Genomic DNA, 13,939 nt, shown 5'->3' with positions numbered 1-13,939 from the left:
GTGAGGTATCAGGTATGAGGTGTGGGGTATCAGGTATGAGGTGTGAGGTATGAGGTGTGGGGTATCAGCGGTTAGCTTTCAGCGGTTAATTCATATCTTTATCAATTGCATTTAGGGTAGAAGGCTCCTAGCTCACTGCTGAAAGTTGTCAACATCCTTATCTTTGCAAAACATTTTTACAACCCAAATGACTACCGTTTTTATTGCATGAGATCAAACACCGTATTTTTACTTTTTTTTCTGCTACCCCTGTTCTGTGCTGCCCAGGATAACCCTTTGCAGTGGGAGGCCGGCAGCAAAAAAAACAGTGCCGGTTCATATACGATCACTGTAAAGGCCAGCCTTGCCGACAAATGGCATGTATATGCAGATTCAATTGCGGATCTTGAACTGGGAGGGTTGCATATAAGCTGGGACTACGACAACATTCAAAAAAACGGGGAAGCTATCTCCAGTCCTGCCCCGGCAACAATAAAGGATCCCGTTTTTGAAAACCGTGAGCTCCGGGTATACACAGGCAATTTTACGCTCACTCAAAATATAAATATTACCGGCGATGTGCCGGCATCGCTTAAAATAGCATTACACGGATTTGCATCCAACAATGAAGCATTTATCCCCCTTGAAGAAACGAAGAACGTATCATTCGAAGGTGGTGTAGCGCCGGTTGAAGCCAGCCGGATCAAGTTGCAGGGAGTGGATCTTAAAGATCCCGTATTGCCCTGTGGCGAAGCGCAGGCATCGGGGCAGAGCCTGCTCACCATTTTTTTCCTCGGCCTGGTAGGTGGAGTAATTGCCCTTCTTACGCCCTGCGTATTTCCTATGATCCCCGTTACCGTTTCTTTTTTTACCAACAGGGCCTCCAATAAAAACCAGGCAATACGAAACGGTGTATTATACGGGTTTTTCATCTTCCTTATTTACGTTTTGGCCAGTATCCCGTTTCATGTTATAGGCAATGTACAGCCCGAGATATTCAATAACATTTCCACCAACGCATGGCTGAATGTTTTTTTCTTTGCCGTTTTCATTTTTTTCGCTGTTTCATTCTTTGGTTATTTCGAAATTAACCTGCCTGCAGGCATTGCGGGGAAAGCAGATGCAAGGAGTAGCCTGGGTAGCATAAGCGGTATCTTCTTTATGGCACTAACCCTTGTTATTGTATCTTTTTCCTGTACCGGTGTAATATTGGGCACTTTACTGGTAGGTACCGCTTCGGAGGGCGCATGGTCGCTCACCACCGGCATGGCAGGATTTGGAACAGCCCTGGCATTGCCTTTTGCATTGTTTGCCATGTTTCCCAACTGGTTAAAATCGCTGCCCAAAAGTGGCGGATGGCTGGATACGGTAAAAAAAATCCTGGCATTTGTGGAACTGGCCCTTGCCTTTAAATTTCTTTCCAATGCCGACCTTGTAGAACACTGGGGCTTGCTGAAACGGGAAGTGTTCATAGGCATCTGGTTATTGATCGCATTGGGGATGGGTTGTTATCTTTTTGGCTGGTTAAGGCTTCCTCACGATTATAAAGGCCAAAAAATATCGGCAGCACGTAAAATATTGGGCGTACTGGCTTTTATTTTTGCGGCATATCTTGTGCCGGGACTCACTTCTTCACGTTATGCCAATCTCAAGTTACTAAGCGGATTCCCGCCACCATTGAGCTACAGCGTGTATGGCAAAAAAAACGTGCTTGGCAAGGGCGTTGAGCCGCACGTAATAAACGATTATGAAAAAGCGGTGCAGTTATCTGCAGCGCAAAACAAACCCATTCTTATAGATTTTACCGGATGGGCCTGCGTAAACTGCCGTAAAATGGAAGAACAGGTTTGGAGCAGACCTGAGATTTCATCTCTCCTAACAGAAAAATTCATTCTCGTGTCATTGTATGTCGACGACCGTAAAAAACTTCCTGCAACCGAAAGATTCATTTATACTTTTTCCGATGGCAAAGAGAAAGATATAGAAACCACAGGCGACAAATGGGCGACTTTTCAATCTGAGAATTTCGGACAATCTACCCAACCGCTTTATGTTATCTTAAATCACCGGGGCAAATTGATGACCCACCCTGTTGGCTATACGCCAAACGTTAAAAAATACGAGGACTGGTTAAACTGCGGACTGAAAGCATACGCATCAGATCAATAAAAAATCGCTTACATTTAGGTTAAGCAAAATAATCGTGTTATGCCGATACGGATGACAGACGATCCGCAGGATCAGCAGGAGCAATTTAATGATGGTGGCGGCCAAAGAAGCGGTGGCGGTTTTCGCGGTGGCGGCGGACTGCTGGCTTTTTTACCTCTTCTATTGCGGATCTTTGGGATCAAAGGGATTTTAGTGATCGCAGCTATCGGCATAGGTGGTTACTTTTTACTGGGACGAACCGGCTGCGGAAGTATCATAAGCCAGGCAGGACAACTGGCCACCGGTGGAATACTCGACCCGCGTCAATTTCAGAAAGCCAGTATTTATGAAGCGTTGGAGGAGGATGATACAAAAAACCCACTGCCCGAAGCTGCCAACCTGCAACGCTATGCGCCGCTGGTGGGCAACCAGGGAGAGCAGGGAAGTTGCGTAGCATGGAGCAGTGCCTACGCGGCAAGGAGCATTCTGGAAGCATCCCGAACAGGTAAAAGCGCAAACGAGATAAAATTCAGTCCTGCTTTTTTATATAACCAGATCGGCCTCGATGGCTGTCAGGGTTCTTATATCATAAAGGCTATGGAATACATGACCAAACAGGGTTCATTGCCTTATGAACAATTTCCGTATACTGATCAGAACTGCACCCGGCAGCCCTCAACCGGTTTAATTCAGCAAGCCGGCGAATTTAAAATGCGGGGCTTTAACAGGCTGACCAAAGGCGACAATACGGAAGAACTGGATATGCGGGCCATTAAAGAAAACCTTGCCCAGGGCGCCCCCGTTGTAATAGGAATGATGGTTGGAGAAAGCTATATGCAAAACATGCTGGGTAAAGATGTGTGGTATCCCGAACCGGGCGACGCGGGCATGATGGGCTTTGGCGGCCACGCGCAGTGCGTAGTGGGTTATGATGATACAAAATACGGCGGCTCCTTTTTAATCATGAACAGCTGGGGACCCGAATGGGGAAACAACGGTTTTGCCTGGGTGCGTTATCCCGATTTTAAAAGATACGTAAGAGAAGCCTATGGACTGGAGCCTATGGCAAAAACAGGCAGCGCTGCCAGCCCCCCCCTTGAATGTGAAATTGGCCTGATGGAAGTGCAATACGATGGTAAAAAAACAAGCCCCAAAGGCTATATTCCTTTACGCCTGAGCGCACACAACCGTTTCGAAACCACCGTTCCCGTTAAAACGGGCACAAGGTTTAAAATGGAAGTGAAAAACAGCACCGAATGCTACATTTACGTGTTTGGCAAAGAAACCGATGGCAACAGCTACACCTTGTTTCCTTACCCCAGCGCCAAAGATGCTTCCACAACAAAATACTCACCATTTTGCGGCATTACCGGCTACCGGCTGTTCCCGAAAGACAAAAGCATGACACCCGACAGCATTGGCACAAAGGATATGATGGCAGTGGTTGTAAGCAAACAGCCGCTGGATTGGTATAAGCTCAACCAAACGATCAGCCGCCAACCCGGGTCGGATTATGCTTTACGGGTAAACAATACATTGCGCACGCAAAGTTCATCCGGTATCCGGTACCAAAGCACACCGGCAGGGACTATTCAATTCCAGGGTGATACAGGAAATAACCAGGTAGCCGTATGCGTGGTAGAAATAAGCAAACAATAAATAACAGTATTGCCAAAACATTTTCTGAAAACAAACGTGCCGTATGAACGCATTTATTAAAATGGTCCGTAGCCCGCTAAAGCTTCGCATGTTCCTGCTTTTGAGATTGCCTGCTGCCTATTTTTCCGGTGTAAGAATAAAATCCATTTCGGAAGAAAAGTGCGTGGTAACGGTTCCGTATAAGTGGTTTTCCAAAAACCCGTTCAGCTCCACTTATTTCGCCTGCCTGGCCATGGCCGCCGAAATGAGTACCGGTGCTTTATGCCTGGCTAATATTTACAAGCGCAGCCCTTCCGTATCCATGCTGATAACAGATATGAGCGCAGCATATTATAAAAAAGCCACTGATATCACCTCCTTTGTATGCAGAGAAGGTATTGCCTTGCGGGATGCAGTAGAGGAGGCTATTGCCGCGGGTGGCGACAATATGATTACGGTACAAGCCACCGGCACAAATGAGGCAGGCGAGTTGATAGCCGTGTTTAATTTTACCTGGTCGTTCAGGGTAAGGCGCAAATAAGCGGACCATGAAAAAAATAGTTTTTATTCTTTTTATTGTGCTGGCTGCAAAAACCAATGCACAGTATGCAAAGGTATATCCATCCAACTGGTGGACCGGGATGAAGAATCCCAAACTGCAATTGTTATTGCATGCCGGCTTTGACATTGCTGATGAAATTATGCATATCAGCTACCCGGGTATTGCTGTAGATAAGATCACGCCATTTGCCAATAAACATTATATAGCCATTGATCTTACCATTTCACCACAGACAAAGCCCGGTACCATGTATATAGAATGTAAGAAGAACAAAAAAGTGAACCGGATCCCGTTTGAACTGATGCAACGTCATGTCCAAAATGGTAAAACGCGGGTGCAGAGTGTTACTGCCAAAGACCTGGTTTATCTTATTATGCCCGACCGTTTCGCCAATGGCGACAGCAGCAACGACGTGGTTAAAGCTATGCGCGACAGTATATCCAACCGCAACAATATGTATGCCCGTCATGGCGGTGATCTTAAAGGCATCAGGGATCATCTTGATTATTTTACCGAATGGGGCGTTACCGCTTTATGGCTTACACCCGTTATTGAAAACGATATGCCCCTGACCGAAGAAGCACGAACAGTAGCGCCTGCACGATTTGCTGAACGCACCAATGGCTTTTCGCGTGCAAAAAATATCCTTACCGGCGATACAATACAATTTGAAATATTTTCAATACCTGCCAGTACCACCTGGGTACTTGAGTTGAAAAAATAAAGTACATTCTGCTTTGCGATGCGCTTCGTTGCTGTATGCTGTATGGTTTACTGTTTTTCTTTCAGCCTATATTTGCAGTAACAGCAAAACACACGCACATAAAAATCAATCTTTTATCATGGAAAAAAGCACAATCATTTCCAGCAATCATATTCAGGGTGAACCGGCACCTGAACCTGAATTTACCGTAGGCGTATCTGTAGACTGCGTGATCTTTGGTTTTGAAGACTATAAACTGAAAGTATTGCTCATTAAAAGCGATATGCTTCCCTATGAAGATCACTGGTCGCTGCTTGGAGATATTGTTAATCCGGATGAAGATATTGACGCTGCCGTTTCGCGGATTGTAAAAGACCGTACCGGGTTAAATGATGTGTACATGGAGCAGGTGCGCACCTTTGGTAAGGTAAACCGTCACCCCAAAGGAAGGGTGATAACCACGGCTTACTGCTCTCTTCTTAATATCAGGCATAATGAATTAAAAATCCTGGATAACGAATTACACTGGCATGATGTACAGGAAATCAAAGAAATGGCTTTTGACCATATGGAGATATTGGATGCGTGCCGCAACTGGCTGCAATACCGCGTGCAGAAACATCCCTTAGGGTTACGTTTACTGGAAACAGAATTTTCACTGCGCGACCTCCAGCTTTTATATGAAACCATTCTGGGTGAAAAAATGGACAGAAGGAATTTCCGGAAAAAATTTTTTAGCATGGAGCTGCTCATCGATACAGGCATCATGGAAAAAAATGTACCTCACCGTCCGGGAAAATTATACAGATTTGATTATGAAAAATACGGTAAAACAAAAAAAAAGAAGTGGCAGGGTATAGATTTTTAAACAAGGGAAAGATCAATAATAAAAATGTTTACGTGTTTAACGCAAAAGACCGGACTGAAAAGCCCGGTCTTTTATAAAACCCCTAAACTAACTTCCTGAATACAATAAAAGTATCGAATAAATATGCCAGTATTTATTTTGCCGGTTTTAAAATGTAACTTTGTTACGCTTATAGGAGATATTCCACAGGGTGGGGAATTTATTGCTCATAACAGTCAGGTTTTTTTTTAACAATCCAATACCAGTGCGGTTACAATGAATGTTTATTTTTGGCAGGGAAATGTATTACTATACAGTAATAAGAAATAAAATGATTATTATCACTATTAAAATCAACTATTATGAAAGCAGATTCTAAAGTATTGCTGGGCTTACTGGCAGGCGCAGCCATTGGTGCAATAGCAGGCATTCTTTTCGCTCCCGACAAAGGTTCTGAAACCAGGAAAAAAATATCAAAGAATACGTCCGACATGGGTGACCAGCTGAAGCATACCTTCAATGATTTTGTTGATACAGTAAAAGACAAATACCGCCATGCAAAAAAAGAGGTTGAAGACGTAGCCGAAAAAGGCAAGGTGAGCACTTTTGGCGGTACTACAAAAAATTCAATGACTTAAAAACAACCTTGTTGCAGCGCTAAACCATTAACGATTCCGGCGGCTTAAAACACTCATAATAATGAAAGAATCCATTTCTGAAAATATAACAATGCTGATTGAAGATACAGGCCGCTACATAGAAGCAAAAACGGAACTGTGGAAATTAAAAGCAGTTGACAAAAGTACAGAGATGGCTGCATCTCTCGTTTCGCAGCTTATTGTCATCCTTACTGCTTTTATTGGAATTGTAGCGTTAAATACCGGTATTGCATTGTTATTGGGAAAATGGCTTGGTGAAGCATACTATGGTTTTTTCATTGTCGCCGGTTTCTATTTTTTACTGGGGCTGATCCTTTACCTGGCGCGGAAAACCCTGATCAAGACACCATTTTATAATGCTGTTATCAATAAAGTATTTAAATGAATATTCCATTGCGTTCAGAAGATATTAAGGCCAGGATTAAAATTCTGGAAGAGCAAACGCTTGTTATGGAGCAGGGATTGAAAGTAAGGTTCAAAGAAACATATGAAAGCTTTAAGCCGGCTAACCTGATAAAAAGCGTCTTTCATGGAATTACATCAGACAAAGGCATTAAAAACGGGTTCCTGGGTACCATTCTTAAATTCGGAGTTGGATATGCAGGCAGCCGTTTATTCTGGAATCCTTCAGGCAGCATTGCAAAAAGAGCTATCGGAGCAGCCCTCCAATTGGGCACCACCCGGGAAATAGGTAAAAAAATATCTATCTGGAAAAAATTTGTCACCAGTCTTTTCACTAAAGATAAAAAAGCAGCTTAAAGCTCTTTTTTGTCAGCATTTCTCCAGCGTTGTTCTCCTTTTACGGATCTGTTGTTTATGGTGGTATTTTGCTTTAAACTTCAGACTTACCGCCCCGGATTTAATATTGAATTTTATTTGCTTTTTGTGATTTGTTTTTTGGTTCTTTGTATCCCATGTATATACATCATTATAGCTGCATATCGCCGCAACAAACATTTGAGCATGCTGATGTGGCAACATTACATGAAAGTGCCGGTAATAAATTAAAGGCGAAGGAGCCGAAGTATGAAGGCATCCCGCCCGGTATTTTACGGCGAATGGGCAAAGCGGTAAGAATCGGGATCGGGGCAGCACTGCCCGTAATACGGCAACAACCTGCTATAGACGGGATAATTATAGGAACCGCTAACGGTGGCATGGAAGATTGTATTAAGTTCCTTAACCAGATCATAGATTATGAAGAAGGCATGCTTACGCCGGGTAACTTTGTGCAAAGTACGCCCAATGCCATTGCCGCGCAAATGGGTTTGCTGAATAAGAACAAAGGCTACAATATTACACATGTGCACCGGGGGCTGGCATTTGAAAATGCTTTGCTTGACGCCATGATGATGGTTAAGGAAAACCCCGGCAACAATTATTTACTGGGAGCTGTGGATGAGATATCTGCTTATAACTACAACATTGATCTTTTAGACGGATGTTTTAAAAAAGAGCACATTGCCAATAAAGATCTTTACAATACAATATCTGCAGGAACCATTGCCGGTGAAGGCGCAGCCATGTTCATCGTAAATGACAATGCTGAAAATGCTGTAGCGGAAGTAAAAGCCATACAAACCATCCACACCGAAAACGAAACGGAAGTAAGCACTGCAATGCAGCAGTTCATACGCCAAAATCTTCCTCATAATGAAAAAGCCGCCCTGCTGCTGACAGGCGAAAATGGCGATGTGCGTTTATTGAAATACTATTCGGGAATTGAATCTTTGTTTGACGAACACACCACAATTGCCCGTTTTAAACACATGTGCGGTGAATACCCTACCGCTTCATCTGTAGCACTTTGGCTGGTTTGCAATACCCATCAATGGCCTGTGCATATGATCAAAAAACAGGGTGCAGCCGGTTCTGCACGCCACATCATCATCTATAATAATTACAGGGGGCTGCAGCATGGTTTTATGCATATTGCAGTATAAAAGCATTTATAAGATACTATACATTTAAAAAAATACCGGTAACAGTATATCACCATTATCAACAAAAATAAAAACCCTGTACTTTCGTTTATTATCCCGGTTGTAATTTCTAACCAATAAATAGCCATTATATGAAGTCTCTGAAAAAAATCATCCTCCTTTTCGCCGTAACCTTTATTTCTTTGCACATGTATGCCCAGCGTATCCGTGTGGTGGAAGGTAAGGTTCCCGACCTTAAAAATGAAAAATCTGTAAACACAGAATTTACTTACAATGATATAAGTGTAGGGAAATTTGATAAAGAGGCGGATTATATTAAATCCAAAACAGAAGAATACAATAAAAAAGAAGCAGGAAGAGGAGACAGCTGGGCAAAAAAATGGGTTGAAGACCGGGAGCTAAGGTATGAGCCCAAATTTGACGAACTGTTTACCAAGTACAGCGACCTTAGTATAGACAATAATGCCAGATATACGATCATTTTTCACACTACTTTTATGGAGCCGGGTTTTAATATAGGCATAACCCGTAAAAATGCCTTCATCAATGGTGAAGTGCTGATCGTGGAAACCGCCGATAAAAACAATGTCATTGCCAAACTGTCTATTGATAAGGCGCCCGGTAATTCTTTCTGGGGAAATGATTATGATACCGGCGAAAGGCTTTCAGAAACCTATGCTACTGCCGGCAAAGCGCTGGGGAAGTATATTAAGAAGTAGGTGTTCCCCAAATGACATCAAACAATATATTTCTGCTCCACGGGGTCTTCCCAGCCATAGCAATTGTGAAAAGGGTTAGGCCCCCGGCGAACAGGAAACCAACCCGCCTGCAGGCAGGATCGGCGGTGCGGTATTTTTTACTATTGCATGACCCCCACAACTGCACTATGCTTTCCTTATATAATTATTTCGTACACCGGCATTTTTATTAACACACATTTTCAAAGAAAAAGGGAAATGGTTTATCGCTAAAATAATTTATACTTGTAAAAAACATAACAATGCGAAACATCTTCTTCCTGATCCTCCTGCTTTTTTCATCTTCCTTTGTGTGTGCTCAGTTCAAAAGTATTGCGGAAGATCCAATCTTTGATGAACCCCAGGAAGGTTTTGCAAAAATCCTTCAAATAAAAAATGGCAATACCATTTTTATTCACATCACACCAAAAAAAGAGATAAATGTACAAGTATACGATGCCTCGCATAAAAAGAAAGCAGAACGAAGTTTTTTAGCCAATTACGAGAAAGACAATATAAATGTGGAGGGCAGCTTTGAAATTAACGGTGACGCAGTTTTGATGGTAAGAACTGTAGACCACCGGGTTCCCCGCCTTTACAGATTGATCATCAACGGGAGTACCGGGGTACTTAAAAATGAAAAAAAGATTGTTGAGCTCGATAAAATAACTATGGGTCAAGGGTATGCTGCTGCGTTTGGAGGCGTTCCGGCACCCAACTTTTATATAAAGAAAGACCCTAACAGCGATAATTATGCTTTAGCAATCTTTAACAGTTTTGTATCCGACAGGAATAAACGAATCGAAATTATATTTTATGGTTCTGATCATTCTGAATTAAGCCGCGCCTTTTATAATTCTCCGGATAATAAATACAAATACATGAACTATGCCGACATGACTGTACTTGGTAACGAAAAAGTCTGCGTGCTGGCTTATGGCTACAACACTGCCACAAGCGGAGGGAAAGAAAGCGCATTATTACTGGCTAACCTGAATAAAGGATCTCAGTCTGTAATAATAAATGAGTTAGACTTCGCAAAAAATTTAATAGCTAAAGAACGGCTACCCTGGTTTTTCAACCTGGCTTCTGAATCACTCACGTACGGAATTACACGATACAATCCCGTTACCCAAAAAATTATTCTGCTCACTTCAGCCAAAGAAAAAAAAGAGAAAGGGTTCACATCGTATTTGGTATTTGTAAATCCTGTTGACCTTACCGTAGATTACTCGGGAATTATATATCCTCAGCAGTCCAACGAAAAAAGCATTGAAATTTTTGGGGAAAAATCAGAGTATACCGGTATGCCGCAAAATTTGTTTATTAACAATGATGGCAGCTTTTCAGTAGTATATGAAGATATCAGTAACACTATGCGGCAAAGCACTATGAGCCGGGCAACATCTGTTACCTCCAATTTGGGCAATATCGCAGTTTCACAATTTGATCCCAAAGGAACAGAAAAAAAAAGTTACTTTATTCCGAAAGATCAGGTTATCTGGAATACAACACTTCAACCTTACTATCACTCCGACAGGGAAGGCGGGGCACAATTACTGATAAAAGGAAATCAATTTAAATCATTTGCTTATTTAAACGGGCTTCAAAAATCATATATCCTCTTCAACGATGTAGAGGCCAATACCGAAAGTGTAAACAAAGGGAAAATAACGACTATACAGGGAGTAAGCGACTGTGATGGATTTTATTATGATATCTCGGGCAGCGACGTATTACCCAAAAGGAATTTCGTGTTTGGGAAACCGGATCGCAAACGGGATCATAATCTAGGCTTATTTGCTATTTCTGATTACGACAGGAATAACAACGTTTATGTAACTCTCAAATTAATAAAAGAAGGAAGAAGCAAAGGAGTATGTCTGGTATGGTTACAACCGCAATAAGTTCTCAAAGTACACAAAAAGTGGCTAATGAATAAACAGCCATTTCGAACACCACCGCGACTGTTAGAATAATGTAAAAATAAGAGGTTGCAAAATAAATAATGGCAACTTCCTTATCTTTCATATCAAAACCTTATTCTCTGTGTCTTTCACTTTTCACCTCTCACCTTTCTTTAAAATTTAAACCCAACCGTTAGCAATATATTACCAACCGTGTTGCTGAGCTTTGCAGCGTTAAACACGTTTTCATCCAAACGATAGGGATAATATGCGTCCTTAATGATCTGGTGGATATAAGCCAGGTCAACAAACATTCCCTTATTGCGCCAGCCAAGGCCCCCGCTGATGTTCATCCTGCTTGCATTGGTGATATCCCCGGGTTCGTTACCAAAATAATTATTGCTGTATGGATTGCCGTAATATCCGAACCCTGCTCTCACCATTACCGTCTCAAATTTTAATTCACCACCCAAACGGAAATTCACCGCAGATTTGAATACATCATCTATCGTATTGTTTAAATCTGTAAAATAATCTTTATCTGCCTGGTTGGTATTATCCTGTGTATTAAACGCGTTGTTCTTATAGCTTATATATTCCACATCTGCGGTAATAAACCCTTTTTGTGAGCTTACATCCGCCTGGTTCCCAAAAATATAAGCCAAACCCGCGCCCAGTCGCACTGGTGTTTTATACCTGTATGTATATTCACCCGCATAGCCGTCATTCAGATCAAGCGAACTCTGCGACAGTTCACCGGCATAGCCTTCGGTATCGGTGGTAAGTGAAGAATAATAAGTGTCTTTAAAGGAATACCATGAAGGGCTGTGAAAATTCAATCCCACGCGCAATGCTTCCACCGGCTTGAATATGATGCCGATATTGATGCTTGCTCCGGTGCCATCGGTTCTTAAATAATCGTCTGCCACAAAATAGTTAAAATCATTATTGGTATCACCGGTAGCATCCGTTTCCCTGAAGCTGCTGTTGCGTATGTATTTTAAGGTATTGATATTGATGGACCCTCCAATATAAAATACATCGTTATAATTTCCCCCAACACCAATGCTGAATTCCGAAATGCCACCCTTTGCATTGATGATCTGTTGTTGCTTTAAACCGGTAGCAACACTGGCGTTGCTGGCATAACCGGTAAGATTATCGTCACTATCAAAGATGGGATCGAGGAGATAGGTATTTAAACCCAGACTGGCGCCATAAGGATAATCCAGTGCAGCATCATCGGGGTTGGTGGCATTGCCACTGATTAGCTGGTCGAGGTATTTTTCTGAATATGAGCTTTGATTATTTTCGCCGCTAACATAGGTGTTGCTATTGAAATTAGCCGTTTTGCTGATCGCCAGCCCAATGCTCATATTTTTCCATTTGCTGCCTGCCTTATAAGAGGGAATTCCCCATACAACACCTATCGGACCGTAGTTGAAGCTGCTTTTGCTGTCTGTTGCGTCAGCTCCCCTGTATGAAGCCTTGTCATTGCTAAAGGTAAAGCCCGGCGTTAGCACCAGTTCGCTGGTCTTGTATAATCCAATTCCCGCAGGATTGCTATACAGCGCTGTAATATCTCCGCCCAATGCATTAACAGCTCCGCCTATTGATTGCGCCCGCGCTGTTCCCTGTGGCGTAAGCCAGGAATACCTCACGGCATCCAGGGGCTCCTGAGCAAATAAAATGGAAACTGAAAAAATTAATCCTGTCGTTATAAATGCTTTCCTCATATTTGAAAATTTAAAGCCAAAAGAGCTTCAGGTTCATTATACCAAAAAGAGCGGCCTCCCGCTCTTTGGTAAAAATTTTTAAACTACACTACTACGCATAATCCTTCGCTATCTGCCACCTCTTCCGGGTGAGCGGGAAGGTGCACTACCACCGCCACCACTGCTTCTGCTGCCCGAATTTGAACTGGGAGCAACCCTGGGTGCAGAGGGTGCACTATTGCTGCGTTCAAAAGTTCTCGTGGGTCTGCTATTGCTATTCCTGTCTATAGAACGGCGCGGACTGGTATTGCCTGAAGAAGATCTGCGCGGGTTTATATAATTGTTGTCATTGTTCCTGAATACCCGTACAGGTGCATCTCTCCTGTTTATTTCAGTGTTGCTCCTGTTCCTGTTACCGTAACTGCGCAGGTTCGACGTTCTGGGCCGATAAGTGGCAGAAGGCCTCACATTGCCCGGCTTAACAGAAATCAATCCGGGATAATAATAATGCCCGTAACCGTAAGAATAATAGGGATTATAAAAAGAATATGGATTATACAGTGAATACGGGTTATAAAAACCGTTGTATAAACCACCCCAGCCATAGCCTATGCCCATTCCAAGACCGTAATGCGAATAAGGAGAATACAATGAGTAAGGATTGTAATAACCTAAACCCATCCCAAATCCGCTACCATAAGAAAAGGGTGAATACATACCGCCGCCATAATACGAATAATCATCTAAGGAAGACCATAAAGAACGATTCCTTACTTTCATGCGCAGATAATTATCTTCACTGCTGTATGCGGAACGGTCCTGCTCTGTTTGCACATTTACGTATTCATCCTGCCCTCCATCGTTATCATAATATTCATCATTATCGTTGGAATAAGCAACCCGTTGCTGCGGCGCCGGAGAATAATATACATCATCGGGCGTTTGTCCGGACCTGTACATCGTTGAACAGCTACTCAGCCCAACGGCAACTGCGGCCAAAAGTAAAATTCTCTTATTCATACCTGAAGGTTTTAAAATTTACCCCGTGAAGTTACTACATTTGCCACAATTTGCACTGTTAATCTATTCAAAATAGTTGGG

13 protein-coding genes are annotated in these 13,939 nt (G+C 42.6%); 11 read left to right on the top strand and 2 right to left on the bottom strand.

The window, feature by feature from the left end; all coding sequences use genetic code 11:
• Window positions 1-207 precede the first annotated feature (207 nt).
• The 11 genes from PLH26_RS03925 (at window position 208) to PLH26_RS03875 (ending at window position 11,123) form a co-directional block, all read left to right on the top strand.
• On the top strand, window positions 208-2,148 hold the full coding sequence (locus PLH26_RS03925) for a protein-disulfide reductase DsbD family protein (RefSeq protein ID WP_324584683.1): 1,941 nt from the start codon (window positions 208-210) through the stop codon (window positions 2,146-2,148).
• A gap of 39 nt (window positions 2,149-2,187) precedes the next feature.
• On the top strand, window positions 2,188-3,786 hold the full coding sequence (locus tag PLH26_RS03920; RefSeq protein ID WP_324584682.1) for a C1 family peptidase: 1,599 nt from the start codon (window positions 2,188-2,190) through the stop codon (window positions 3,784-3,786).
• Between the two features lie 43 nt (window positions 3,787-3,829).
• Window positions 3,830-4,306: a DUF4442 domain-containing protein gene (locus PLH26_RS03915; protein ID WP_324584681.1), complete on the top strand. Its 477-nt coding sequence runs from the start codon at window positions 3,830-3,832 to the stop codon at window positions 4,304-4,306.
• Window positions 4,307-4,313: 7 nt separating this feature from the next.
• Entirely contained in the window at window positions 4,314-5,051 is a 738-nt protein-coding gene (locus tag PLH26_RS03910; RefSeq protein WP_324584680.1) for a cyclomaltodextrinase N-terminal domain-containing protein, read from the top strand.
• Window positions 5,052-5,169: 118 nt separating this feature from the next.
• Window positions 5,170-5,898 carry an NUDIX hydrolase gene (locus PLH26_RS03905; RefSeq protein WP_324584679.1) on the top strand — a complete coding sequence of 243 codons (729 nt, stop codon included), beginning with the start codon at window positions 5,170-5,172 and terminating at the stop codon, window positions 5,896-5,898.
• Window positions 5,899-6,239: 341 nt separating this feature from the next.
• Window positions 6,240-6,515: a YtxH domain-containing protein gene (locus tag PLH26_RS03900; protein WP_324584678.1), complete on the top strand. Its 276-nt coding sequence runs from the start codon at window positions 6,240-6,242 to the stop codon at window positions 6,513-6,515.
• A gap of 61 nt (window positions 6,516-6,576) precedes the next feature.
• Window positions 6,577-6,921, top strand: coding sequence for a hypothetical protein (locus PLH26_RS03895; protein ID WP_324584677.1), 345 nt, complete (start codon window positions 6,577-6,579; stop codon window positions 6,919-6,921).
• Window positions 6,918-7,295, top strand: coding sequence for a hypothetical protein (locus PLH26_RS03890; protein ID WP_324584676.1), 378 nt, complete (start codon window positions 6,918-6,920; stop codon window positions 7,293-7,295). The genes PLH26_RS03895 and PLH26_RS03890 overlap by 4 nt, the downstream gene beginning before the upstream one ends.
• Window positions 7,296-7,507: 212 nt before the next feature.
• A complete protein-coding gene (locus tag PLH26_RS03885) occupies window positions 7,508-8,479 on the top strand; it encodes a beta-ketoacyl synthase chain length factor (RefSeq protein ID WP_324584675.1) in 972 nt (323 codons plus the stop codon).
• A 131-nt stretch (window positions 8,480-8,610) separates the two neighbouring features.
• A complete protein-coding gene (locus PLH26_RS03880; protein ID WP_324584674.1) occupies window positions 8,611-9,198 on the top strand; it encodes a hypothetical protein in 588 nt (195 codons plus the stop codon).
• A 281-nt stretch (window positions 9,199-9,479) separates the two neighbouring features.
• Complete coding sequence (locus tag PLH26_RS03875; protein ID WP_324584673.1) at window positions 9,480-11,123, top strand: hypothetical protein; 1,644 nt, start codon at window positions 9,480-9,482, stop codon at window positions 11,121-11,123.
• 173 nt (window positions 11,124-11,296) lie between these two features.
• Here PLH26_RS03875 and PLH26_RS03870 read toward each other — a convergent pair whose 3' ends face one another.
• The gene (locus PLH26_RS03870; protein WP_324584672.1) at window positions 11,297-12,859 is read right to left on the bottom strand and encodes an OmpP1/FadL family transporter; all 1,563 of its coding nucleotides are present in this window, start codon (window positions 12,857-12,859) and stop codon (window positions 11,297-11,299) included.
• Between the two features lie 108 nt (window positions 12,860-12,967).
• On the bottom strand, window positions 12,968-13,858 hold the full coding sequence (locus tag PLH26_RS03865; protein WP_324584671.1) for a hypothetical protein: 891 nt from the start codon (window positions 13,856-13,858) through the stop codon (window positions 12,968-12,970).
• Window positions 13,859-13,939 lie beyond the last annotated feature (81 nt).

Origin of the sequence: Agriterribacter sp. (assembly GCF_035444585.1) — a bacterium.
Lineage (GTDB): Bacteria > Bacteroidota > Bacteroidia > Chitinophagales > Chitinophagaceae > Agriterribacter.
The sequence above is the reverse complement of the archived record's forward strand: the minus strand, read 5'-3'. Positions and strand labels throughout refer to the sequence as shown.

Excerpts from the sequence above, each read along its gene's own strand:
- PLH26_RS03925 (WP_324584683.1), top strand. The coding sequence starts at position 208 with ATGAGATCAAACACCGTATTTTTACTTTTTTTTCTGCTACCCCTGTTC.
- PLH26_RS03920 (WP_324584682.1), top strand. The coding sequence starts at position 2,188 with ATGCCGATACGGATGACAGACGATCCGCAGGATCAGCAGGAGCAATTT.
- PLH26_RS03915 (WP_324584681.1), top strand. The coding sequence starts at position 3,830 with ATGAACGCATTTATTAAAATGGTCCGTAGCCCGCTAAAGCTTCGCATG.
- PLH26_RS03910 (WP_324584680.1), top strand. The coding sequence starts at position 4,314 with ATGAAAAAAATAGTTTTTATTCTTTTTATTGTGCTGGCTGCAAAAACC.
- PLH26_RS03905 (WP_324584679.1), top strand. The coding sequence starts at position 5,170 with ATGGAAAAAAGCACAATCATTTCCAGCAATCATATTCAGGGTGAACCG.
- PLH26_RS03900 (WP_324584678.1), top strand. The coding sequence starts at position 6,240 with ATGAAAGCAGATTCTAAAGTATTGCTGGGCTTACTGGCAGGCGCAGCC.
- PLH26_RS03895 (WP_324584677.1), top strand. The coding sequence starts at position 6,577 with ATGAAAGAATCCATTTCTGAAAATATAACAATGCTGATTGAAGATACA.
- PLH26_RS03890 (WP_324584676.1), top strand. The coding sequence starts at position 6,918 with ATGAATATTCCATTGCGTTCAGAAGATATTAAGGCCAGGATTAAAATT.
- PLH26_RS03880 (WP_324584674.1), top strand. The coding sequence starts at position 8,611 with ATGAAGTCTCTGAAAAAAATCATCCTCCTTTTCGCCGTAACCTTTATT.
- PLH26_RS03875 (WP_324584673.1), top strand. The coding sequence starts at position 9,480 with ATGCGAAACATCTTCTTCCTGATCCTCCTGCTTTTTTCATCTTCCTTT.
- PLH26_RS03870 (WP_324584672.1), bottom strand. The coding sequence starts at position 12,859 with ATGAGGAAAGCATTTATAACGACAGGATTAATTTTTTCAGTTTCCATT.
- PLH26_RS03865 (WP_324584671.1), bottom strand. The coding sequence starts at position 13,858 with ATGAATAAGAGAATTTTACTTTTGGCCGCAGTTGCCGTTGGGCTGAGT.